19 protein-coding genes, 1 tRNA gene and 4 pseudogenes are annotated in these 24676 nt (G+C 44.0%); 17 read left to right on the top strand and 7 right to left on the bottom strand.

The window, feature by feature from the left end; genetic code table 11:
- Nucleotides 1-307 precede the first annotated feature (307 nt).
- A pseudogene (gene hmpA / locus AC0L66_RS25340) lies at nucleotides 308-1505 on the top strand (NO-inducible flavohemoprotein).
- Nucleotides 1506-1572: 67 nt separating this feature from the next.
- Here the strand turns inward: hmpA and AC0L66_RS25335 are convergent.
- From AC0L66_RS25335 to AC0L66_RS25320, 4 genes are all read right to left on the bottom strand, one after another.
- Nucleotides 1573-2112: a hypothetical protein gene (locus tag AC0L66_RS25335; RefSeq protein ID WP_473569991.1), complete on the bottom strand. Its 540-nt coding sequence runs from the start codon at nucleotides 2110-2112 to the stop codon at nucleotides 1573-1575.
- Complete coding sequence (locus tag AC0L66_RS25330; protein ID WP_265674942.1) at nucleotides 2109-2645, bottom strand: YaeQ family protein; 537 nt, start codon at nucleotides 2643-2645, stop codon at nucleotides 2109-2111. The genes AC0L66_RS25335 and AC0L66_RS25330 overlap by 4 nt, the downstream gene beginning before the upstream one ends.
- A 146-nt stretch (nucleotides 2646-2791) precedes the next feature.
- Complete coding sequence (locus tag AC0L66_RS25325; protein ID WP_102469409.1) at nucleotides 2792-3001, bottom strand: cold-shock protein; 210 nt, start codon at nucleotides 2999-3001, stop codon at nucleotides 2792-2794.
- Between the two features lie 434 nt (nucleotides 3002-3435).
- Complete coding sequence (locus AC0L66_RS25320) at nucleotides 3436-4599, bottom strand: threonine/serine exporter family protein (RefSeq protein ID WP_473569989.1); 1164 nt, start codon at nucleotides 4597-4599, stop codon at nucleotides 3436-3438.
- A gap of 276 nt (nucleotides 4600-4875) precedes the next feature.
- Between AC0L66_RS25320 and AC0L66_RS25315 the strand changes: the two genes are divergently transcribed.
- From AC0L66_RS25315 to AC0L66_RS25305, 3 genes are all read left to right on the top strand, one after another.
- Entirely contained in the window at nucleotides 4876-5598 is a 723-nt protein-coding gene (locus AC0L66_RS25315) for a porin family protein (protein ID WP_265674940.1), read from the top strand.
- A 210-nt stretch (nucleotides 5599-5808) separates the two neighbouring features.
- Nucleotides 5809-5883, top strand: a tRNA-Gly gene (locus AC0L66_RS25310).
- Nucleotides 5884-6180: 297 nt separating this feature from the next.
- Nucleotides 6181-7122, top strand: coding sequence for an esterase/lipase family protein (locus AC0L66_RS25305; RefSeq protein WP_473569987.1), 942 nt, complete (start codon nucleotides 6181-6183; stop codon nucleotides 7120-7122).
- Nucleotides 7123-7209: 87 nt separating this feature from the next.
- On the opposite strand, the gene AC0L66_RS25300 is transcribed toward AC0L66_RS25305, so the two are convergent.
- Nucleotides 7210-9102, bottom strand: a complete 1893-nt coding sequence (locus AC0L66_RS25300; protein WP_473569986.1) for a DUF3604 domain-containing protein — start codon at nucleotides 9100-9102, stop codon at nucleotides 7210-7212.
- A gap of 337 nt (nucleotides 9103-9439) precedes the next feature.
- On the opposite strand from AC0L66_RS25300, the gene AC0L66_RS25295 reads away from it, so the two are divergent.
- From AC0L66_RS25295 to AC0L66_RS25275, 5 genes and pseudogenes are all read left to right on the top strand, one after another.
- Nucleotides 9440-10480, top strand: coding sequence for a hypothetical protein (locus AC0L66_RS25295; RefSeq protein WP_265674937.1), 1041 nt, complete (start codon nucleotides 9440-9442; stop codon nucleotides 10478-10480).
- A 224-nt stretch (nucleotides 10481-10704) separates the two neighbouring features.
- Complete coding sequence (locus tag AC0L66_RS25290) at nucleotides 10705-11481, top strand: helix-turn-helix transcriptional regulator (RefSeq protein WP_265674936.1); 777 nt, start codon at nucleotides 10705-10707, stop codon at nucleotides 11479-11481.
- 94 nt (nucleotides 11482-11575) lie between these two features.
- Nucleotides 11576-12412, top strand: coding sequence for an SDR family NAD(P)-dependent oxidoreductase (locus AC0L66_RS25285; RefSeq protein ID WP_473569985.1), 837 nt, complete (start codon nucleotides 11576-11578; stop codon nucleotides 12410-12412).
- A 235-nt stretch (nucleotides 12413-12647) separates the two neighbouring features.
- A pseudogene (locus tag AC0L66_RS25280) lies at nucleotides 12648-13821 on the top strand (OmpP1/FadL family transporter).
- Nucleotides 13822-14000: 179 nt separating this feature from the next.
- Entirely contained in the window at nucleotides 14001-14405 is a 405-nt protein-coding gene (locus AC0L66_RS25275; RefSeq protein WP_473569984.1) for a hypothetical protein, read from the top strand.
- Between the two features lie 78 nt (nucleotides 14406-14483).
- Here AC0L66_RS25275 and AC0L66_RS25270 read toward each other — a convergent pair whose 3' ends face one another.
- Complete coding sequence (locus AC0L66_RS25270; protein WP_473569983.1) at nucleotides 14484-15677, bottom strand: HlyD family secretion protein; 1194 nt, start codon at nucleotides 15675-15677, stop codon at nucleotides 14484-14486.
- A 5-nt stretch (nucleotides 15678-15682) separates the two neighbouring features.
- The gene (locus AC0L66_RS25265) at nucleotides 15683-16006 is read right to left on the bottom strand and encodes a DUF3302 domain-containing protein (RefSeq protein ID WP_473569982.1); all 324 of its coding nucleotides are present in this window, start codon (nucleotides 16004-16006) and stop codon (nucleotides 15683-15685) included.
- Nucleotides 16007-16348: 342 nt separating this feature from the next.
- On the opposite strand from AC0L66_RS25265, the gene AC0L66_RS25260 reads away from it, so the two are divergent.
- The 8 genes and pseudogenes from AC0L66_RS25260 (at nucleotide 16349) to AC0L66_RS25225 (ending at nucleotide 24479) form a co-directional block, all read left to right on the top strand.
- Nucleotides 16349-17926, top strand: coding sequence for an arylsulfatase (locus tag AC0L66_RS25260; RefSeq protein WP_473569980.1), 1578 nt, complete (start codon nucleotides 16349-16351; stop codon nucleotides 17924-17926).
- 192 nt (nucleotides 17927-18118) lie between these two features.
- Nucleotides 18119-19422, top strand: a pseudogene (locus tag AC0L66_RS25255) (anaerobic sulfatase maturase).
- A gap of 12 nt (nucleotides 19423-19434) precedes the next feature.
- A complete protein-coding gene (locus tag AC0L66_RS25250) occupies nucleotides 19435-19962 on the top strand; it encodes a hypothetical protein (protein ID WP_473569979.1) in 528 nt (175 codons plus the stop codon).
- Complete coding sequence (locus AC0L66_RS25245; RefSeq protein WP_473569978.1) at nucleotides 19962-20975, top strand: tetratricopeptide repeat protein; 1014 nt, start codon at nucleotides 19962-19964, stop codon at nucleotides 20973-20975. Before AC0L66_RS25250 ends, AC0L66_RS25245 begins: the two co-directional genes overlap by 1 nt.
- Nucleotides 20975-21970 carry an AAA family ATPase gene (locus tag AC0L66_RS25240; RefSeq protein ID WP_428793998.1) on the top strand — a complete coding sequence of 332 codons (996 nt, stop codon included), beginning with the start codon at nucleotides 20975-20977 and terminating at the stop codon, nucleotides 21968-21970. Before AC0L66_RS25245 ends, AC0L66_RS25240 begins: the two co-directional genes overlap by 1 nt.
- 74 nt (nucleotides 21971-22044) lie before the next feature.
- The gene (locus tag AC0L66_RS25235; protein WP_473569976.1) at nucleotides 22045-22983 is read left to right on the top strand and encodes a DUF58 domain-containing protein; all 939 of its coding nucleotides are present in this window, start codon (nucleotides 22045-22047) and stop codon (nucleotides 22981-22983) included.
- A complete protein-coding gene (locus tag AC0L66_RS25230) occupies nucleotides 22970-23446 on the top strand; it encodes a DUF4381 domain-containing protein (protein WP_265674925.1) in 477 nt (158 codons plus the stop codon). Before AC0L66_RS25235 ends, AC0L66_RS25230 begins: the two co-directional genes overlap by 14 nt.
- A 9-nt stretch (nucleotides 23447-23455) precedes the next feature.
- Nucleotides 23456-24479 (top strand): annotated as a pseudogene (locus tag AC0L66_RS25225) (VWA domain-containing protein).
- The last annotated feature ends 197 nt before the right edge of the window (nucleotides 24480-24676 follow it).

Genomic DNA, 24676 nt, shown 5'->3' with positions numbered 1-24676 from the left:
CATTTGGACATGATTGAAATGAAAATAGTAATAACTATCATTATATAGCGGGCGTTGAACGAGTTGGCACGGTATGTGCTGTATAGGCATGCGCAGTATAGATATGCGCTATATAAGTCATTAGCTGAACGACAACTCGGTATGATTCTCAACTTATACTCATCGTTAATCAGTGACATACATAACTATAAACGGTACTGGTGCCTAACATGTCTATTCTGATTCAAGTAGAGCACTCAGTCCAATTTAGAAAGTCAATCTCGTCAACCATTTTAAAGTAAGCCATTATTGTCTTAAGGGAGTCCAAATGCTAACTAATCAACATATTGATATCGTTAAAAGTACTATTCCACTATTAGAATCAGCGGGTCCAGCACTTACTCAGCATTTTTATCAAAGAATGTTCTCTCATAATCCAGAACTCAAAGACATTTTCAATATGACGCACCAGAAAACGGGTCGCCAAAGCGTAGCCTTGTTTGAAGCTATTGCGGCCTATGCGAAAAATATCGAAAACTTAGCGGCGTTAAGTTCCGCAGTTGAACGTATTGCTCATAAACATACGAGTTTCAATATTAAAGCAGAGCATTATCAAATTGTTGGATTACATCTAATTGAAACATTGAGAGAGTTGGCACCCGACGCTTTTACCACTGAGGTTGAAGAGGCTTGGACTGCTGCGTACCTATTTTTAGCCCAGATATTCATCGATCGTGAGTCTGCTTTGTACCTTGAAAGTGAAGCGGCTAATGGCGGTTGGGCTGGTGCTCGTTCGTTCATCGTTTCCGACAAAGTAAAGGAATCGGAAGTGGTGACAAGCTTTGTTCTGACGCCGGAAGATAACCAAGCTGTGATTGCATACAAAGCAGGGCAATACATCGGCATTGAAGTGACACCATCGCAAAGCGAACATATTGAAATTCGTCAGTATTCTTTATCTCAAGCATCCAACAATAATAACTACCGAATTTCAGTGAAAAAAGAAGGAGAGGGCTCTCAATTGGGGTTGGTTTCAAATTATCTGCATGACGAAGTGAACGTTGGAGATAAAGTTAACCTAATGCCTCCTGCGGGTGATTTCTTTTACGTTGAAAAGCAAAGACTCGATTGTATTGATCTCTGCTGGTGTGGGTTGTACACCGATGCAGGCGATATTGCAGCAGTTAGCCGGAACGGAAAAAGCAGAGCACGTCACTTATCTACACGCTTGTGAAAATCAAACTCAACATGCATTTCTCGACGAGACTGACAGCGCGATAGTGGGCAGAGGTTGGGCAAGTGAGGTATGGTACAACACGGCAACGTTTGAGCTAAACAAGGCAAACACTCATCAAGGATTAATGGATCTGAAAAACGTCGCCAACCCACTACCGCTTGAAGAGGGGGATTTCTATCTTTGCGGCCCAGTGGTGTTTATGGAAAGTATTGTAAAGCAGTTAGAGGCGCTAGGGGTATCGCGAGAAAATATTCATTATGAAGTGTTTGGACCTCATGCTTATTTGTAATCGATAGGCTTGATCTCGACTGCTCGCACCCGCGGCATGTGACAGTAATATTTAAATGGTTTAGCCTTTAGTTAAACCATTTTTCAAACCAGCGTTTCCATCCGGTTGCTGGTGGTCTGTTTGCTTCGAAGTAACGCACTCCAAGATAGTAGCTTTCCGTGAATGCGACCCGCTGTTCATCTATGCCGTTCTCACTAAATTGGCTAATGACCTGACTGGTTTGAGCAGCGTGGTCATTGGCTAAGCTGTAATCCATCCCCAAGCAGCCTTGTACATACAGCCACACATGAGTAATCAGAATAAGCTCGTCAAGAACGGGTAGCTTAAAGATTTGTGCTTGATCTTTGCCTAACTCATCTTCAAAGCTTTGCTGCATGGTATGAATTTGATTAGAATGCGCGTCCAATGAGGTCAGTGACTCAATGTTCAACTTAGTAAATAACCCCAACATGATACCAAGATCAGGTGTTTCAGGTTTATTGGCTTTAGCATGCTCAAATAGCGCATTTTCCCGAGCACAAAGCTCAGAAAAACGCGTAGAGTGAGAGGCAATCACCGCGATCTGTTCAACATTGAGGCTGCGTAGATGCGTCTCTAATGGGCTCATTTCTCTTGAAGCTCCTCAACAAGGACTTCCACAGAACCGTTATCACCATCGACGAATAAAGACGTACCTGTAATCATCACGGATAAATCCATCGTTCGAGCCACTAAACCTGTTAAGGCTTCAATGGATTCATTATTGAAGCGATACACGCTGGCGTTGAGGTAACCAAACTTTCCTTGGTTTTGTTTCCACCACACATCACTTTTCGTATTGAAGCTATAAACTTTAGTTTTCTTGGATAAGCGTGTCGCTTTTTTCACGCGCTCTACATCTGGCTCACCAATTTCAATCCACATTTCGGTTTGGTCATCGAGTGTTTTCTGCCAGATATCCGGTTCGTCGATATCGGATAGGCCTTTTGTAAACTGAAGTTCAGGTGAGGCGTTCAAACAAAATGCCATCAGGCGCGCCATCATTCGTAAATGAGTTTCTGATGGGTGTAATGCAACAGTTAGGTTAAGTGAATCGTAATAGTCACGATTCATATCGGTAAGTGCAACGCGGAACTTGTAGATGGTCGGTTTGATAGCCATAGGGGGTTACAACACAATTAATGAGAAGACAGGGTATCTTACGTAGCTTAATGGCAAATTGGTACAGAATTGGTAGCTTAATGGCCTAAATGGTAAAAAAATAGCCAGCTTGCGCTGGCTAATAGTATCTGGAGTATCAACAGTAATTAAACTGGCATGATCTCTTCAGCTTGAGGACCTTTTTGACCTTGAGTTACTTTGAACTCAACTTTTTGGCCTTCAGCTAAAGTGCGGAAACCGTCTGCTTTGATGTTGCTGAAGTGAGCGAACACGTCAGGGCCATTCTCTTGTTGAATGAAGCCAAAGCCTTTAGTTTCGTTGAACCACTTAACGGTACCAGTTACTGTGTTAGACATAGTGTAATCCTAAAATTTAGTATTTTCTTTTTTGTTTTGCCGATTCGGCAGCTATAGCGCGAAAAAGTAAATTGCTATTGCGTACAACACGACAAGGAATTGCTTTGAATTCAACGAATGTCTTTTGTAAACAACGTAACTTCATTTCTAGCCAGAAATTAATATAAGCCACTATAGAGTTAAGTCAACGATTCTAAGTGAAGCTTGTATGGAATATTTGAACTTAAGCTAGTTTTTTGATTTCAATTACATGACATTTCATTTCTCTGACAAAATGATTAATTAAAGTAGCGTGGGATAATAAGAAACAAATTTTTAACCTTTTGATATAAAAGAATAAATTTTAGCCAAAAATTAATAAATTTGTAAACTTACTGGAACCAATATAAAGCGGTTTGCTCGGGGCTGGACTAATAGTCCGGCCCCGAGTATGACTAACGATCTATTTTAGGGGAGTATAAAGAATAAGCAGTAATTTGCCCTGCAACGATTGCGGAGAACATAAATAATGCGGATAAACCGATGTTGGGGATCGGCAAAATCGATTGTTCAAACACCGACTGACTGGCACTGACCAATACTCGGCTACCAGGGACCAGTATGATGATGCCTTGGACGATATAAATAGAGCCGGTAAGATCGAGTCGTTTGGCTACCCAAGTCCCGTATAACGTAATGAGCACGGTTGTAATCCATGTACCGACAATCCAGCCACTACTAAAGCCAAGATAAAAAGGGCCCCACATACCAAGAACAGCAACGGGTAACCCTAGCAATATATCTTTTGGGCGAGCATTAAAAATCACACCAATAGACGAGGAGATAAGCAGTAGCCCGAAACAGTGCAGCCATAGAGGGACTTCATTGGTGTAAGACAAAGATTCCGCTTGCCCCCACCACGCTTCACCAATATTGAGTCCCATTATCACGCCAATGAACAACTTTATCAGTGTTAATGCACTTTGCCCTAATAGGGCCGTACCAGAGACCAAATCATTAAACGCTAGACATTCCAATGAGTTGGCAATAGAGAGTCCGGGGACAAAAAGCACCACAGTGGCGATACATAATGCCCAAACGGGAATTGCTGCCCCCGTGCTGGCGATAAACGCGACAAAAATTCCGGTTAACAGTGCAGCCACAAATTCGACGGCGATTGAATTGCGACCCTTCACAACCAACTGAGTGAGCCAAACAATTAAACCAAGTATAACGGAATATCCGACGGCTTCTAAAGTGCTACCAACGAGCATTAAGTAGGCTGGTGGAATGCCCATATTAGCCAATGCAACGACCCACTTTGGATAACCAATCGGTTCCGGAACGGGTTCGTTACTGGGTTGATTAATTCGAATGATGGTATTAGCCAGTAGACCAAGGTTGATGGATGCAGGTTTGAGTCGTTTTAATACCACCGTGTTATTTTTATCGGGAAATTGATAATTAATCGCGGTAGGCGTTGCTTGCACCATGACGTCGATACCATGCTTTTGAGCATAGTATTGCGCGTACTTTTCTACTTTATAAGGAGCACAGCCACTGCGGTGTAATGTATCACCAATTTCAACGATTTTTTTTATGGTATGAGGTGAAGGCATAGGTGCATCGAACTCAGGTTGTAACTATGTTGTTAAGTGGCGTCAAAGGTAGCAGAGCTTAGTGGTTTTGACGAGCGCTATTGAAATAATTTACGAGGATTTTTGCGGGCGATTTGAAATGCTTAATAATCGCACAGAAAGGGGGATGACTTACCGTCGCAGTATGTGACTTCTTGTCATGGATTTTACCCGTTTGTCGCATTGTGCAGCAACATATTAGCGTGATTGATAAAGTAGCGAAATAGCATGAATTATTACAATGGAAAGGCGGCAACTATGCAAGAGATCAGGCAAGCGACTGAGCAAGTAATCATGCCAACATCATTGGCGATGTTCAATACGGCAGAATCGTTATGTGACAGGCGCATTGGGCTTCGTGTCTTAAGCGATTCTCAGTCGAAGTTGTCACGTATTAAATGGGGTTGGTTAATGACCAGGAAGGTAACGTTAGCTGGCTCGTTAGTGATTGCGTCGTTTACTCTTTTCGCGGCAGACAAGCAGGGTGCGTTTGTCGGCGGCGCGTTGGGCAACATGCAAACTTATTCAATAGAAAATACATTTGAAGGTGAGCGTTATAATCATTCTAGTCCTGCAATGGCCGTGTATGCGGGCTACCATTTTACAGACTGGTTTGGTTTAGAAGGGCAGCTGCTTGGCGCTAACACCTCGGTTACTGGCTTATCTTCTGTCACGGGTGCTGTTTCGGTGTCCCCTAAGTTCTCTTACTATTTTAACGACAATATAGCGGTATACACCAAGTTGGGGTTATCTGGGTTTCTGATGGGCTGGAATGGTAAGCCCAGTAAAGAAAGTACCAATGATTACTCGATTGGCCTTGGTACTCACGCTGGTATTGGCGTTAACATTGCGATGAACAATAGCGTCAACATGAGATTGGATTATACGCACATGATGCCTAATTTCGAACACGGTAGCGGTGTGAACCTGGGCAACGCTGACATTGGCGTGTTTATGGTGGGTGTCCACTATCAGTTCTGATCGTCGGCTTGGGTAAGTTGGCTATAATGATAGATACAATGGTCAGAGAGGAAAACCGTGTCACCCGTCACGGTTTTTGTTGTTTTGAGGTGATGAGACGTACAATCGTTAAGCACTAAGAATAAAAAACGTGCAAACAAACACTTAAGTGTAAAATAACGCTTTTCATTCTTAGCGATTGTGGCATTATCTATCTCGTACCAACGATGTGCGTGCATCGTATAATGGCTATTACCTCAGCCTTCCAAGCTGATGATGCGGGTTCGATTCCCGCTGCACGCTCCAATCTCTTCTCCTTTCGGCGCTAACTCCCAAGCAACTGAAAATAAGACGCTTTAATGCGTGTTTTTTTGTATCTGAAATTTGGCTTTTGACGATAAGCGGACGAATGATCACCTTAAATGTCTATTACCTGATCAAATCGCTATAGATACAAATGTAGTTATTCATGATCTGTAGAGTCAGCAAGGTCTAGAAATTGAAGCGAACTTTACTTTTGTTTATGATGACAAGCGTGGCATGAATACTTCAATTATCTATAACGATTTTAATAAGTAACGAAACTAACCCAAGGAGTGGGGCATGGGAATGTGGCGTAGTTGGGTGACTTGCACTGCAATAGCCGTAGGCATGATTTCGAATGTTCAAGCAGAGACGGTTGACTTATCGATGCTGTTTCCTGACAAAAGCGTGCGCTCGTGTGGTACTTCAAGCCAGCCTTTACGAATTAAGAATAATGAACCTTTGGTACTCATTATTCATGGCTGTCTTGCATCGGAAGGTCAGTTTAAAGCATTGTCAGAAGTCTATGAGCAATTAGGGCAGCAGACGGCTTGTTTTGAATATGACGATAGACGTAGGTTGGATGATGTTGCTGGTGAGCTTATTGAGGCGGTAAACACGCTTAGCCCAGTATTAGGTGAACAACAACTCACCGTTTTAGGTCATAGTCAAGGGGGCTTAATCACTCGACGAGCGTTGACTAACCAGCGATCTGACGGCAAAAAAATCACCCACGACCCTATAGAAATAGCGACGATTTCTGCCCCGTTTAAAGGTATTGAAGCGGCTTCACATTGCGGTATCAGCTGGTTAAGAATCGCTTCTCTCGGGGTTGTTGATGCGATTTGCTATGCCGTGACTGGCGCAAAATATCTCGATATTCCACCACAGGCTGATTTTATCGAAACGCCGGGTGAACTCATACCGCAACTCGACCGTCACCTCATTATTAAAACTGATGAGCTAAATACATGCCGAATTGAAGATGCCAAGGGACAGTGTATTCAAGATGATTACGTGTTCTCACTCATCGAGCAAACCAAATCCATGGTGGACAGTTCGACGCAAGGTCAGCCAATAACCGTCCATGCAGGGCATGCTGAAATTGTGGGGAGTGAAACCGTTACCCCTTGGAAACTTATTGAGGTGTTACAAAGGTATGATTTGATGGCAAAACCGGATGCCTCAGACGTCGAAGCCTTTACTACATCGGTGAATCAAATTTATCAGCGATTTATCTAGCGTTGCTTTATTGCCTCTCATTACGAAAAAGTAAGCGCCACAGGCACTTACTTTTTTAACGTTTACTGAGTAAAAGCATAATGGGTATTAAGTGAGCCAGATTGGGCTTGTCCAGCCGATATTGCGGTCTTTTTGGAATACGCGTAGATAAACATATGACGCGTTAGATCCTAATGCGCAGGCTTTCAGATCGGCGGTGAACTTATGTCCGTTTACTGACCATTTTTCGAATACTTCTCCATCCACTACCAACTCAACTTTTGACATTGGGTCAGGCGTGATGGCTTCAATGACTAAGTGATGAGTGTCAGCTTTCTCAGCATCATTACCGATCGTCGTTTGGTCGATGTTAAGATTTAGGAACATACGAGGGTGTGTGGTGGCAATGGTGTGCCGAGCTTTCATCGAGTCAAAAATGTCCGCGCGAGTGTGTTGCTTGGCTATCACTCCCGTAATACCGCCATAACCTGGATTACCATCGTGACCATCACTATTGGAGACAAATCCGAATTTTTTACCTCGGTTTAAGAAGTCGACGACCGTATTATTTTTTACATTGTTACGGGCTTTGTGGAGCATCGGGTTTTTCGCATACTCAAAACGTCCCCATTGCGCGGAATAGACTTCGATCATCGTTTCATCTTCGCTACTTGCTTCCCAGTTGGCGAGGTCGAAGCCTTTCTCGAATTTTGCATCTTGGTTGTCGACGTGCTTTGGACTGCGACCATTACAAAAGCGATGTAGGTGCGGAATAGTAATGAATTCACGGCCTTTGTAGATATCCCATATATCGTGAATGATGGTGACATCACGATCGGGGTACTTTTCTTGTGACAAAGAATGCTTAAATAGTGCGACGGTATCACCACGGCGACCATGCAGTTCAAAGCCACAAAAAGTCACAAACTCGCCTTCCTGATTAAATTTATCACATTCTTCACCAATGGTTTTCCATGTGGCTTTATCAATGTTGAGGGTTCGATCTTCATTGAAGGTAAAGGTCTGTTCTGACAGGCCAACAAAATCTAGTCGCGCCACTTCTTTAGCGTAAGCGTAGGCGTTACGTGGGAACGCGCCACAGTCGTTATCTCGAATGTTTGCCGTCAGGTTAGAGTGAGTATGTGTATCACCCCAGTAGATGTTGTGTTCTATCTTCTCAACCACTTTAATCACTGAAGGGGCGACACGTAGGTCGGTACCTTCAATAGTGGCAAGATAACAACCTTGTTGCAGGGCGCAGTTTACGTTTCCATATTCGACGTTGGAGACAAGAACTTTGTCATCGTTGTCTAAATTGGTGAACACGATGGTAAGCGGCGCGCAAGTGTAGTCCTTAATTGGGTTTTCAAAACGGTCCACTGCCAGCATGGATAGTTTAAAGTTTTCTCCCTGTTGGGCGATAGTCGGCGTAACAAGTGATAACTCGCTTGCTGCTCCTGGTGTTAATGTGATATCTGGGAAGACATTTAAGCGACGTGTGTTTGTCGACCCGCCAAGTGTCATATCAAAAGTCTTTTCAATGCGACATACGTCGTCGTTAAAGGCGCGAATACCGATACGAGTCGGTGCCGCATCGCCTTTAAGATACAGGCGGTCGACGCCTCCGAACTGAACAAAAAATGCTTGTCCGGTTTGGAATTCGTCAATGAGGGTGATGTGAGCTTCACGAGAGGAGTCGTTCCAGCGATTGATGTGACTAAATTCTGTTTTGACTTTGTGAATTGCCACATCAATTTCTAGAGCTTCTTCATCAGCTAATGCATAGAGATAACTGGGTTTCCAGTAGTCGTAGCACTGTAAATATTCATCAGACAATTGATGCTGGTAGGGCTGAACCGTGATAACAAACTTGGTCCCCGCAGGTAAAGTACATTTTGGCTCAACGTCTAGACGCCATTCATATTCACCATTGACTTCAATCGTCGCTTCTTGCGTTACTCGAAATGTCGCGAGTTCATCGTGATAAGTGTATATTTCCATAATTTCACTTTCTCTATATCTATATCGGAATAGTCGTTATTTCGAAGGGTTTCTATGCTGCTATTTAAATATAAATGTGTGTTAGGGCTGTATGATAAGCGTCATAAATGGCAATAAATAAAGACGAGGTCGGCAGGAAGTTAGCGAGGTATTTGATCTTGGAATACAAAGATGGATACAAAGGAAGCCAATAAAACTGTGACATGAAGCAAAGAGCAGAAAGTAGATTCAGTAATATTACCGTATTGGTAAATCGCTAAACAGGTCAGTATTGGCTCCAGAAAATAAGCCGTTAGGCACTGATACCACTGCGATTACATTTATTGGGATATTAAATATGAAAAAGCTAGCCGTCGCGATTGCGATGATTCTTTCCGCTCCTGCTATTGCCGAAACAAATAATGCAGGCGTTGTCACTGAACAGTCTTCAGCCGCCAATATTTCTGAACTTTCTTCTACTGCTGACAAGCCTAATAACCTTTATGATTTTATCGAGAATGATAAATTGTCAGGTGTAGCCTATTCTGGCGCTGAGCTAGGTGGCAATGTACTGTTTGATGACCAAAATAACAGTAACTTTGAGCATACCTACATGTTTAAAGTCGGCGCAGATTTAAGCTATGCGGTGACGGAATCCTTTTCGCTTTTGATTGGCGGTGAAGCTCGTTATGAGTGGGCTGGATATGATAAGAAAGTCGAGTCAGTGAACTATGTCGATCGCTTTGTATTTGGTGCTCAATCAGTGGCGGGTGTGACCACGTTTGGTAAGCAATGTGGTATTGCTGATGTCTATCTTGGCTTCGGTGATATTTCGAAAGAGCACGGCATCGGCGCGGAAGCAGATGAGGCGACGTGTACTGACGAGCAATTAAATCATCACTATTTTGGTGAGAATTTTGATATCGGCGCGGCATGGGAACACTCAAACGATGCGTGGGCTGTTGGTGGCTCGACAACGGTAGGCCCTGTTGTGATTGGTGGTACTTACGTTGATATTTCAAAAGGTGAGAACTCGACGGCAGCACAAGATCGTTCAGAGAAGGTGTATACGGTAGGCGCGGTTGCTGTGCTAGATAAGTTTAACTTTGCGGCTAAATATGATTTTGCTGATGTAGAGGCGATTAGCGCAAACAATGAAGAAACGAAAGGCTATGCGCTAGGTATTGCCTATCAAGCAACCATGAACCTATCGATTTCTTCAACGTACAACTCTGAAGATTATAACTTTACCGAGTCAAGCCGTTCATACATGGAAGATGATTGGTTTACCTTGGGAGCGTCTTATCGCTTGAATGAGCATTTAGAATTTGTGACAGATTACAAATTTGCTTCTGAAGATGATGATAAGTTGTTTTTGCGTGCAAACGTAAGTCTGTAACCTTTTTGTCTTTGACGTTTCATTATGAACCTTTTGCCAGTAGCTCTGCTACTGGCTTTTTTTGGTAAATAGATCTCTTCAATGCAAGGTAATTGACACTGACCTTTATAAAGACTAATTTTTAATTAAAACTGATAGTTATAATGATATGTGTCTTTATCAATGCACCGTTATAAAGTACGTATCGTACGTAAGCTATAGACTTCTCAGAGATGGTAAAAATCATGACAACTAATTTTGAAGCCTTGTTGATGAACCAATCGAATCGACTTACCGCAAGTCGTCCCAACGAATTTTTAGAGAATTTTGTTGGTATTGTCGAGGATGCTCTAGAGTGGTTTAAGCTCGACAGGTTGACTGTTTTTCCAAACTCAATGATCTTACTCAATGATGGTAAGACCATTTCGGTATCAAGGAAAGGTATCCCAGAATTAGACAAGCAACGATTTCTAAAAGGCAATTATAAAGATTACCTAAGGATTCTACGTTCCAAACAACCGTGGCAGATATTTGATAGCGAAGCGTTGGCAAACCATCCGTTAGATCCGATAAAGGAGCTTTACCGAGAAGGGGCGTGCTGGCACGGGATTATTCGTCTGGAATTGTTTGGACAGACTTGGGGCGCGCTGGCGTTTTCACGCTTTAGTTTGGAGGAACCGCCACTTAGCGAAGAGAATTTTAAACGTTTGAAATTACTGTCTGACATGTGGCTTTGCTTTTGGCAGCACGCGACAATGACCAGAAACCTTAGTTTGGATGATAGTTCTGTTGCCGACGAAAGTGAAAAACTGCTACTGCTGAGCAAGAAGCAGTGCACAGTACTGACATTATTATCACAAGGCTATACGGCAAAACAGTGCGCTGAAAAACTGTTTCTAAGTTCCCGTACCATTGAGTCACACAAATATCGAATGCTTGATATTCTGGATCTCGACAACCACACCGAATTAGTCCAGTTTGCGTTAAGAAATGGTCTAGGTATCGAATCTACCGATCGGTAGAACGTGATAAAAAGCAGTAGTTATTCCCGTATATGGTTGTCGAAGCAGCCGTTATTATCTGAAATAAGCAAACCGTTCAGATAAGGGTGAAACGATGCAAAAGAATATTCTAGTCATAGGCGCATCATCGGGCATTGGTTATGACTTGTGCGATACGCTTGTTAAGCAAGGGCATACCGTTTATTGCGGTGCGCGTCGTCTAGACCGTTTAGAGGGACTGCGAAAACAGGGGGCCCATGTATTTAAAACGGATGTACGCAATGAAGAAGATCTTCACCATATCATCACGACCATGGCTTCAGAGCAAAATAGTATCGACATTGTGTATGCCAATGCTGGTTTCGCTATAGCAGGCCCAATTGAAGAAACACCAATAGATAAAGTGAAGCAACAATTTGATACTAATGTCTATGGTGCCGCACGTATTGCACGGCAAGTCTTGCCTTATATGAGAACGCAAGGTCATGGACGAATCATATTTACCACCTCTATTGCTAGCCGAGTGTCAACAAGCATGAATGGCTGGTATTCAGCAAGTAAACACGCCGTTAATGGCATGGTTAAGGCGTTGGCTCAAGAAGTCGCTGGTTTTAATATACATGTTATGACCGTTGAACCCGGCTGCGTGAAAACGGAGTTGGACGCTGCTCAGTTAGCGGATATGAAGGCGACGACATCCCTTCCGGTGTACGCTGATATCGTGGACAAATCTCATGGATTTCTTAAGCGTGGTTATGATTCTGGCTCGAATTGTGATTCGACGGTAAAGGCGATGCTAACGGCAGGTTTTAGCAAAAAACCTAAACTCAGCTACCAAAGTACATTAGATTCTAAGCTGATGTTTTGGGTGCAGAAGATTATCGGTGAGCAACGACTAGGACAAATCGTGCTAAAACTCATTATGCGTCAAAACTCAATTAACCATGTTTAAGCGATGACCTCGAATAAACCACGTTATGTTATGCGTTAGGATTCTATCTATAACGCATGACCTTTCTATTGCTCTAACGCCTATTTCAAAGCCTCTCTTTTCCGACTTCGTGCAGTAGTTTTACCGATCAATTTGTCGCCTGAACTCTTTAAAATTAGCTTAAGTAACCGCCTAAGCCTCGTCGCTAGATTGTTATGCCAAAGGCTTACCTTAATCCTTACTTGAGCGACTTATAATGAAAAAACACACACTAGCTTTATTGATATGTACACCTCTCGCCAATGCCAGTGGCTTGCTACTTCAAGAAGCTGTTACAGCGAATGCGGGCACGGCTGGAGTTGATGATGGCGTCCATACAAGTTCGGCCGCGGCGAGCTGGACTAACCCTGCAGCTATGTCTTTTATGGGGGAACAAGTTACCACGGTGAATGCTATGCTGCTCCATCTGCAAATGGACTATCATGATGACAGCCCGCAGAAAAGTGATGGGGAAGCTAAAACGACCATGCCTTCAGTCGGAGTATTTCACGTTCGTCAAATCAGTGATGACATCCACCTAGGCATGAACTTTGGAATCGTCGGTGGCTCTTCTATTGACTATGGAGACCAGTGGGCTGGAGCACCTTATTTAGACAAAGCCTTTATGAGTGGTATGCAGTTAAATCCTAACCTGAGCTACCAAATTAATGACAATCTATCGCTAGCCGTGGGCGCGCAGCTGAGTTATGGCTTACTAGAAGTCTCGACAAGCGGACTGCAAACCAACTTAGACACAGATTGGGCCTATGGTTTTACCACGGGCATTATGTACAATCAGCAAGACTGGGCGTTAGGTCTTAGTTACCGTTCAAAGTTGGAGCATGACTTTTCTGTTACTGCGATATCAGACGCGCCACCACTTTCTATCCCTTTAGACACTGAGCTATTAGTTCCCGCTATCGTTGATTTAAGCGGTCGATATAACCTTAATTCGACCCTCTCTTTGCTAAGCTCCGTCCAATTCCATCAGTGGAGCGACTTTGCGCAAACGCCATTGTATACCGACAAGACAACAGCCAACGTAGAGAGAAACTGGAATGATGTCTGGAAGTTTGCCGTAGGGGCAGAATATCAAGTCAGTGACAAGTGGGCGCTAAAGGCGGGCTTTTCTTATGAGACCTCTCCTCAAGATGATCCATCGCTACAATGGGTGGATTTACTCGGTTGGAGAACAGTACCGATACGCATTGGGCGCCAGTACTCGATGGAACGACAATTTGATTGATATCTTTTATGAATTTGCCGACCTTGGAACCATGCCTATTGAGCGACAAGTTGGGCCTAATGCTGGTCGCGGTGATGGTCTGCCGGATCTTAAAGGTTCTTTCGAAGGCCACATCCATTTTGTCGGCGTAAACGTCAGTTTCTAATCCAATTAAGTGACAGGCTCTTTTAATAGCGCCATTCTGGGCGCTATTTTTTAATCTTCACTCACTGCAACAAGCGGTAATTATTACTGAATAACTTACCGAGTCTTTTGTATAGACTGCGATGGAAACGTTCTTTGTTCAATGAACGGTCAATATCCATCTACTTACAAAGGTGTCCTATGTTTTTCAATCGTTACCTTAAACCTTTTCTAGCGATCGGTGGCCTAGTCACCATGTATGCAGGGATATACGCGATTAATCCTGAGTCAGCGCTACGAGATATGAACAACTTGCCCTATGATGCTAACTATGTCTTTTTATTTAGACATTGGGGAATGATGGTCGGGTTAATGGGGTTCTTCATTGCGGCATCCGCATTTTTGCCCAAGTGGCGAGAGCCGATAATACTTTATTCATTTTTGGAAAAGTTGTTCATGGTGTACTTGTATATCTCAAACTTTTTCAATCCAGAAACCGCTCATCTAAATTCGAGTCTTGTTCCATTTGCCATCACCGATATTACGATTTGCACTTATACAGTAGGGTACTGGCTTGAAAACAGAAGGCAGAGCCGCCGATCATAAAAGTCATCGACAATCCATCACTCATAAAAAAACCTCGGCTTCGACCGAGGTTTTTTTATGAGTGACAAGAAAGCGGCGTTATTTCATTGGCCAAACGTACTTGAGCCACGACATCATGCGAATGAGTACTCTTCGTACAATTGAAGTGTGTAGGATGTCCCCATCGTGGTTGAGTACGACAGCTTGTCCTTGAACACCCATTGGTAGCTCATAGTCGTTAAGATCTTCGTCTAGCTCAATGATACCAACAGCAAACCCATGTCGTGCGAGCGTAGAGGCCGATACCAGCGTGCCATTGGCTTGTACTTCGCCCTCGCGCATGGCTGGCAATACGCTTAATAATTTGTTGGTAAACACTTTACCTGGTTGCGAATCTAATATCATTTCGGCTTCTAGCCCTGGCTTTAGTCGGCGTAATGAGTTTTGCCAGAACATGCCCGCAATTTGACGTTTTCCAGTGTCAGGGATAAAAACCATTGATGGACGTAGCGGGAGTGTTGCAGCGCGAAATCCAGGTGCAAGGGCTATCTGCGTTGGTGTTCCATTAGTCGGTGCTCGAACAAAGGTATTTTCTAAGTCAAGTTCCGCTTGTTTCACCACTTCAACCAACTGTGCCACGCGGGTATTTTCTCCATCGATATGCGATTCGGAATCAAGGCGTATTCGTTCTTGCTCTGACTCCGCGGCATGTAATGCCGATAGTGCAATATCCACACTCGCTTTTGCCGCATTATACAGCTCTTTTTGGCGTTCAACTTGACCGTCAGTAAATGGTGAGTTGTCTCCTCCTGTTTGATGCGCCTTGGCATAACGAGTGTAAGAAGAGAGTGAACGCTGCAAATTTGCTTGCGCTTTAGTGACGGCTGCTTTTGCTTTATCTGTGTTGGCAATAGCAGAGTTAAGGCCTTGGTTTTTCTGAAAGGCAACGCTTTTCGCTTCTTCTAAGGAGGCTTTTGCTTTACGTAGTGCTATTTGTTGCTTTTCATTTTCAAGGGTAAAAAGTAATGCTCCTTTTTTAACAGGGATATTGGCTTTTGCATGGACCTCTTTTACCGTTCCGGTAATTTGCGGAATAATAGGGACAGAAACAAATACTTCTTTAGAAAATTTGGCATAAGGGTGGTTGTAATTCATCGCGATCATGATGGTGCTTAGTATTGCAATACCACCTAAAACGGCGGTTGGTACAGACCACTTATTTAATGGGATTTTAAAGAGTTTGAAAATGGCAATACATATTGCGGTGTAGGTAAGAATAATTAACATATCCATAATAACTAGTCCTTAATGCTATTTATTTTATTTTCTAAACTCGTCAATTCTGATCGTAGAGTGTCCAGTTCTGAATGAAATTGTTGTGTCTGTTGCGCGCTAAATCCCCAACCTGTACCAGGTTTGTATAGCGTTGCCCAAATCCATAGAAATGGCCAGATGGCGTGTAAGGTAAACAAGCTGACCCAACCTGCAACATGGATAGCATCTTGGTGTGGGTGATTGCGTTTGTGAGCGATTTCATATGGGATATCATGAATAACAATGATCCCGTAAAAAAGCGTTAAAAATACAAAAAAAACGAGGAATAGGGCGAAGTAATCTAACATAGAGATACCTAAATTTTTGATATTGAAGTGATGCGAATAGAACTAATTAACTTGGGTAGTAAGTATGAGGGATTCTAAGTAGCGATAGGGGTGTGAAATACAGTAAAACTACTGAATGATGACAGACTGTTACGTCTGAGGTAATAAAACCACCCAAATAATGACGGCAATCAATTTAAAATAAATAACGGCTTTTGCAACGAAAGAAGAGAGTAAAGTTTAATTTTTATATGTATCAAAGAGTTATTTAAGAATAATTAATAATCAGTAAATATACTGATTACCTAGAAAGTAGCATCTTAAATAATAAGTTCGACTTAAATCTAATCCAAGGTCTGAACTATGTTCCAAAAGAAAACCTTTCTACAACTTGCGGTAGGTGCCGCATTGACGGTGACGTCAATGACTGCCTTTGCAACGACAGATACTTCTCGCCCCAACATTCTGGCTATTTGGGGAGATGACATCGGTATCGATAACTTGAGTGCTTACACCAAAGGGCAGGCAGGTCACTGGACGCCAAATATCGACCGTATTGCTAATGAGGGGGTGTTGTTCACCGATTTTTATGGTGAGAACTCATGTACTGCGGGTCGGGCGGCCTTCATAACAGGTCAGCATCCAATGCGCACTGGCCTGACAAAAGTGGGGATGCCAGGGGCAAAACAAGGCTCTAAATCTGAAGACCCGACGATTGCCACTATGCTGAAAGCAAAAGGCTATATGACAGGGCAATTTGGTAAAAATCACTTAGGTGATTTGGATGAACACTTGCCTACAAATCACGGCTTTGATGAGTTCTTTGGTAATCTTTATCACCTTAACGCTGAAGAAGAGCCAGAGCACGAAGACTACCCTAAAATGCCTTGGTTCAAGCAGAAATTCGGACCACGTGGTGTTATCCATTCCTACGCAGATGGCAAAATCGAAGACACGGGTCCATTGACCAAAAAGCGTATGGAAACTGTGGATGAAGAATTTTTGACTGCCGCCCTTGATTTTATTGACCGCGCACACGAAACGAAAACGCCATTTTTCGTATGGTTTAACGCGACTCGCATGCACGTATGGACACACCTTAAAGAAGAGTCTAAAGGGCTCTCTAAGCGCGGTGGTATTTACGGTGATGGCTTGGTAGAGCACGACAATATGGTCGGAGAACTACTGGATAAATTGGACGAACTCAACATTGCCGACAACACGATTGTAAGCTACACCACCGATAACGGTGTTGAAAAGCTTTCTTGGCCTGATGGCGGTACCGCTCGATTCCGCGGTGAGAAAAACTCTTCTTGGGAAGGTGGACACCGCGTGCCTGCCATGATGCGTTGGCCAGATAAGATTCCAGCAGGTTCTATTGCGAATGAGATTGCGGCGCACAATGACTGGATGCCAACCTTTATGGCGGCGACTGGTGACACGTCTATTGTCGAGGATCTTAAGGCTTACAAGAAAATTCAGGGAACAGAATATAAAGTACATCTTGATGGCTACAATTTACTCCCAGCGTTGAAAACTGGTCAAGCAACCACACAGCATAACTTGGCAACGTGGCCACGTCAGTACTATATCTATGCAACGGATGGCGGTGATATTTCTGCGGTAAGGGTTGGGGATTACAAAGTGATGTTCAGCGTGAATAACTGTCATGGTTTAGAAACGTGGAACTGCTCGTTTGAAGAGCTACGAGCACCTAAGATGTACAACTTGCGTCAAGACCCTTACGAGGTTGCTGATCATGAAGGAATGTATACCAAATGGTATATCGAGCACTTACCGTACTTATACTTAGGCGCAGCGACGACTGGTCAGTTCTTACAAACTTTCCAAGCGTTCCCGCCACGTCAAGTACCCGGTTCATTTTCAATCGACCAAATCGTTGAAAAAATGAATATCTGGCAGCGCGCTCAGTACAAGTAATAATCATAGATATGTAACGTGAGCCCGGTGTTGTCACCGGGCTTTTTTGTGTTCGAAAAATAGCGGTTCTTTCGGGTTCGTAAGCAGTAAATTTACCGATTACCAGACGAACTCAGCGCGAGATAATAATGGCTCGATAAATACAAGGAAGCGCTAGTCACACGGTATGTGAACCCAACGCGAGGCTTCAAAATGTCCCAGAAAACACAGTGTTTGAGTCAATCTCCATCACTTAGTCAACCAGTTAAGAGAATGAATATTATGACGAAGCCTATTGGCTCTGCTTGTAATATTGATTGCACTTACTGCTATTACTTAAGTAAAGAAGAATTGCTGGGGCATGAAAAAGGTTGTAGCAGCCAAATGTCACCAGACATGCTTGAACACTACATCAAGTCATACATTGAACAGCAAAATTATCCTGAGATTGTGTTTCATTGGCAGGGCGGAGAGCCGACGTTACTTGGGGTGAATTTTTTTCGTGACGTGGTTCGGCTACAAAAAAAATACCGACCGAAAGGCGTGAAAATTGAGAATAATCTGCAAACCAATGGCACGTTGCTAAATGACGAGTGGGGCAAGTTTCTAAGTAAAAACAAGTTTATGGTTGGCATTAGTCTTGATGGGCCTGAGATGATTCACAACACGTATCGCACGAACCGTTCTGGCAGGGGAACGTTCAAACAAACGATGAAGGGTGTTGAAATTCTACATAAACATCAGGTGAACTTTGCAACGCTCACTTGTATAAACAATATATCAGGTGCAAACCCTCATGAGGTCTATCGCTTTTTACGCGATGTCGTTCGCTCTCCGCAAATGCAGTTTATCCCTATCGTTGAACCCAAGTCTTTTCGTGATACAGCGCCACAGCAATGGCCGGAAGCAGACATATTGTTTCAAGGAATGCCAGAAACCGATCCTAAACACCCTCAATCTATAGTTGAGCCGTGGTGTGTTTCTGATGCTCAGTGGGGGCAGTTTTTGTGCACCATTTTTGATGAGTGGTTAGAGAATGATATTGGTCAGGTGAACGTGCCTTATTTTGAAGCGTGTATCGAGTCATGGATGGGGCGAGTCAATCCATTGTGTGTATTAGCACCAATGTGCGGTAAGGGTCTGGCTATTGAACACAATGGCGACGTATTTTCTTGTGACCATTATGTTTATCCGGATTACAAGCTTGGCAATATCAATGATGCGGCATTAGCAGAGCTGCAGTTTTCTAAAGGGCAGCAAGAGTTTGGGAACGCCAAGGAAGGCACTCTTCCAAAACAGTGTAGAGAATGTAGCTACCAGTTCGCGTGTTTTGGTGAGTGTCCCAAAAATCGCTTTATTAAAACGCTTGAAGGTGAGCAAGGGCTTAATTATTTGTGTGGGGGTGGAAACAGTTTTTTACTCATATCGACCCGTATATTTCGATGATTGTTGCCACTATGGGTTACCCCGTCCATAAGACGATTAACGCTGAAGCCATGAAAATTCGTTTTAACTAGGTGGGGATGAGAATGAAGAACCTCAGTAAAATTATGCTTATAAGCCTGTTGCTGCAACTTTCTAGTCACGTTGTGGCACAAGACATTGAGCAACGCTTTCCTCCTCAGCAGGTTGAGAAAATCCTTGCTCTCGCGTTCGAGAATAAGAGTATTCGTTACACGTCATTCGCGACACAGTTCAACTTTTGTCAACAGAAGCCTAAGCACTCTGAGTGTGGTGAACCTTATCAGGTTAAGCGCTCAAATTATCAAATCGCGAAAGGAAACCATGATGTGTTGGAGCAAGTTTATCATCAAGAAATGAGGGCGTTGGTGATGCCAGAAATGGCCTATCCAGATTTAGTCACGTCATTGCGCGAGCTGGCATATCTAGAGCAAAAACCTCAAGCCGATCTTTTATACAAAGATACGTTGCACGCCGTCAATGATTGGTTGGCAATACATGATATGCCGCAAACGACAGAAGTCTATTTTTTACATGCGTTAATGATCAAAGCTGAGGCGCTTAATCAGCAAATCCGGGACGAGGAAACGTTTTAATGTGCCGAAGACAAGCGCGCCTGAAAAGCTTGGTTGTTACGTGGTTTATGGTGCTCGCTTGCGTTGTTGCCTTACCCATCTACGCAACGCCTTCTTTTGAACGTCATGAGTCTGTGCTCGCCGAGCAGTCACAAGATATTACCTTACCGATTGAACAACGTATTGCTGCGACGCAAATGTTGGGCAATTACACAGGAGCGAATGCCATTATTGCGATTGGGCGTGCGTCTAGATCAGCAACGCTAGAGCTACGATTAGCCAGTATTTATGCAACGCAGCGTTGGCAAGGCAGGGCGAAATGGGATGTGGTCGCACCGCTGCTGAATGATGATGCTCCTGAAGTACAAGCATTGGCTGTTCGTACTCTCGCGCCACTTTGGCGTCAGGTGCCGGAGCGCTATCGACAGATATTGAATCCGGCGATCGATGATCAATTGATGAAAGTGCAGGACACAGCGAATGGGCGTCTGGACACGGCGTGGTTTTATCGAATGCGCCAGCAATACACTGAAGCGGAGCAGCTGCTACTGCTTGAAACGGAATTAAATAATCAACCGAATGTAGTGATGGCTTTGGCTGCACTCTACCAAGACACAAAGCAAGAGAGCCGATCGTTAGACGTACTAGAGCAGGGAGTATCGAGTTACCCGGACAGTTCTATGTTGCATCAGCGGCTAGCTCTGACCTATTGGCGGACTCAGCAGTATTCTGCTGCCATTGAGCACATGCAAGTGGCTTACCAGATTGAAATAGAGAGTGCCGCGCATGCTTATTTACTTGGTCTTATGTTGGCAAAACAACAGCCCGAGCAAGCCATAGGGTTGTTTGAGAAAGCCTACGGGCAACAGGCAGAACCTCAATATCTCTATTCACTTTGTGAAACCAAACTCGCGTTAACAGCAGAATCCGCTGCGTGTCTTAATGAGCTGAGTAAATGGTATCCAGATCCTGCATTACGCGCACTAACCGAAAAATATGATCATTCCAAACTATCTCTCGCAGAGGATCGATGATGACTCACGTTCCGTACATGCCTATCACTGAGCTTATTGAGCAGGTTAATGGCAATATTGTTGGTCAGCACCATGTGACCAAAGCAATGGTTATTGGCTTGATTACTGGTGGTCACATTTTGTTAGAGGGGCTGCCGGGCACAGCGAAAACGCGAGCGGTAAAAACATTAGCAGACACACTAAACTTGTCATTTAGCCGCATTCAGTTTACGCCTGATCTTCTACCATCGGACATTACTGGCACGCAAATCTATCAGCATGAAGAGGGCAAGCTTGAGTTTCAGCCCGGTCCGATTTTTAACTCTATTGTATTGGCTGATGAAATTAATCGCTCACCTGCCAAAGTGCAAGCTGCATTACTTGAAGCCATGGCAGAAGGAACCGTCACTGTTGCGGGTGATTCAAAACCTCTGCCACAGCCTTTTATGGTGCTGGCGACACAAAATCCTCTTGAGCAAGAGGGGACTTATCCTTTACCTGAAGCACAGATGGACCGATTTATTATGAAGGTGTCTGTGGGCTACCCATCAGCACAGTCAGAAATGGATATTATCCGTTTGGTTCGCGGTGAAGATAAGGATAACGAACAATTACCGCTTGATGACGCGAGTGCTGAGCATTGGCATGAGCGTTACGGGTTAAGTACGCTCGTAGCGGCGCGTGAAGCGGTAAAAAACATCTATGTATCAGACTCGATTGACCAATATATGGTGGATCTTGTCATGGCCACAAGACTACCAGATAGTTATCGACATAGTCACTTAGCCAACTGGATTGAGGTTGGGGTGAGCCCACGAGCATCAATCGCTCTCGATCGTTGCAGTCGTGCTCATGCTTATATTTCTGGGCGGGATTTTGTCTCTCCAGATGATGTCAGAGCGGTTGCGCCTTTCGTTTTAGGGCATCGTCTTACACTCAGTTTCGATGCGGTAGCGGAAGGTATCACAACGGCGCGTGTTGTTGATGAGCTGTTACTTCAAGTCGCATTAAGTTAGCGATGCCAGATTGTAGTGTGGTAAATCGCCCTGAGGTAAACAGTTCTGAGGTAAATAGCGCTAAGGTAAATACTATGGATCCCAGAGTCGCGGTAAGTGTTAGTGATTTGATCATGACTAAGCAATGGAGTCACGCATTTTCTTTGCCGTCTTCAAATAAAGTCGCCAGCCGCTTAGCGGGTAGCCATCCATCGTCGTTAAGAGGAAGAGGGCTAGATTTTGAAGAGTATCGTCATTATCAAGCCGGGGATGATGTGCGTAATATTGATTGGCTGGTGACAATGAAAACGAATCAGCCACACGTTCGAGTACATCAGCAAGAGAAAGATCGAGCCGTGTTGTTTTGTGTCGAACAGGGTACAAGTATGTTCTTTTCGTCGCAGCAAACCATGAAATCGGTGGTGGCAGCCCAATTACTGGCTGCTTGCAGTTGGCAAGTATTGAGGCAAGGCGATCGGATCGGGGCTGTCGTCGTTGATGATGAATCGCTGCATTGGTTTAAACCTAGCCTGTCACAAAACTCACTATTACGTTTGTTTCGAACATTAGAAAGTCTCCACCTTAACCTCGTTTCAAATGCATGTAGGCGTCACTCTTTGCAGGGTAAACCTAATTTAAATCGAGCGTTGAATCGTATGCTGCTACAACGTACTCAAGGATCATTAGTGGTGGTCATTAGTGATTTTTTCGATTTTGACGACAACAGTTCTCGGCTTATGACTCAACTCAAACGTCACAATGACGTCGTGTGCTTGGCCGTGCAAGATCCTATGGAGCAAGCGCTCATTGTGAATGACACCTCGTATTTTAGCGACGGTGACTATCAGGTCATGGTGGATAGCACGTACCAGACAAAACTTGAAGCTTTTAACGCCACCCGTCAAGCGCATCAGGACAATATAAAGCAGCAGTTACAGTCGAAAGGCATCCGTTATATTCAGTTGGACACATCGGGTCATCATTTCTACCAGCTAACAGAGCAACTCAGCGGATGCGATCATGTCAAAAAATAACATACTTCTAAAAACGTTAATTGACCCAACACTGCCGCCTAGTGTTGATTTTTATCCTGAAACGGTTGGTTGGAAGTTGGTTTTAGTCATTGTTTTCATTGCTAGCGCAAGCGTGATGGTCCGGTTTTTACGGCGATATCGCTCAAATAGATACCGACGAACAGCACTCAAGGCAATAAGACGTTTATCGAAAGCTGACGCTAAAACTTACCTAATGACCATCAACAGCATTTTGAAGCAGGTCGCTTGTTATCGTTACCCTCATACCTCAGTCGCGTCTTTATATGATGAACAGTGGTTGATGTTTTTAACGAGTCAAACCAAAGATTGTGACTTTACGACACCCATCGCTCGTCTTTGGCAGCGTCGCCTCTATACCCCGCAACCAAACAATGAGTGGACGTCGAGTGATTTAATGCAGCTTGAGTCGATGGCGTGTGATTGGATTAAATATCATCGTTAAGGGAAAGGTATGATTGAGTTGGCAAATCCTTGGTGGTTACTCTTGCTCCCTCTTCCGTACGGGGTATATCGATGGGCACCAAGCTATCAGACAACAAAACAGGCGCTGTTGGTGCCATTTTTTGAGCGTTTGGTTGAATCGTTAGGTTTAGATGCAACAAAAGGAGCGGTGAGTCTTAAGCCGAGTCGCTGGCAGCATGTCTCTTTGCTGATGACTTGGATGATGCTTGTCCTCGCTGCCGCAAAACCGGTTTGGCTTGATACTCCGCAGACGCATCAATTAATTGGCCGAGATTTGATGCTGGTTGTTGACCTGTCCGGTTCAATGTCGGAACAAGACTTTGTCGATAATACCTGGTCACTCACAATCTAGATTGGACGCGGCCAAGTCGGTTTTGCAAACCTTTAGTGAACGTCGGCAAGGTGACCGTCTAGGGCTCATCGTCTTTGGAGACACGCCTTACCTTCAAGCGCCGTTCACCGCCGATCATCAGGCTTGGCTGACGCTGTTAGAGCAAGCTGAAGTCGCAATGGCAGGTGAAAGTACCCATTTAGGTGATGCAGTGGGTCTCGCGATAAAAACCTATCTAGGCCGGGCAGCGAATAACATGTCTGAAAAAGTAGTGATTGTTCTAACGGATGGCAATGATACCAATAGCCTTGTTCCGCCAATTGATGCCGCTAAGGTTGCTAAGGCTTATGGGATCCGGCTGTATATGGTGGCGATGGGTAACCCCAATACAACAGGAGAGCAGGCCATCGACTTTGATACGATGAAAAGAATGTCAGCTCTGACGGATGCCGAAGCCTTTTTGGCCTTGTCATCGAATGAGCTTGATAACATCTACCACACTATTTCCGATCTGGAGCCAACGCTCTATCAGAGTTTTAGTTATCAACCCAAGACGAGCTTGCACGAGATACCAGTCATCATTGCGCTACTCAATTATTTGCTGTTTATGTGTTACCGATTGATAAAAGGCAGCAAACCGCGCACATCGGCTTCAGTGTTGAATAAAGAGCGTAACCTGTGAATATCGTAAACATAGAGATGTGGTTTGAGTCGTTTCACTTTTTACGGCCATATTGGTTGCTACTTTTCCTGCCTTTTATTGTGATGGTTTGCTTTCGATGGCAAAAACACGAGCAGGCGAACACTTGGTTGCTTGGGTTACCCTGTCACATAAGAAGAGTGTTGATAATAGGACAGTCTAAATGGCACCGAAATAGG

It is taken from the genome of Vibrio sp. GJ43-1 (genome assembly GCF_055808835.1).
The sequence above is the reverse complement of the archived record's forward strand: the minus strand, read 5'-3'. Positions and strand labels throughout refer to the sequence as shown.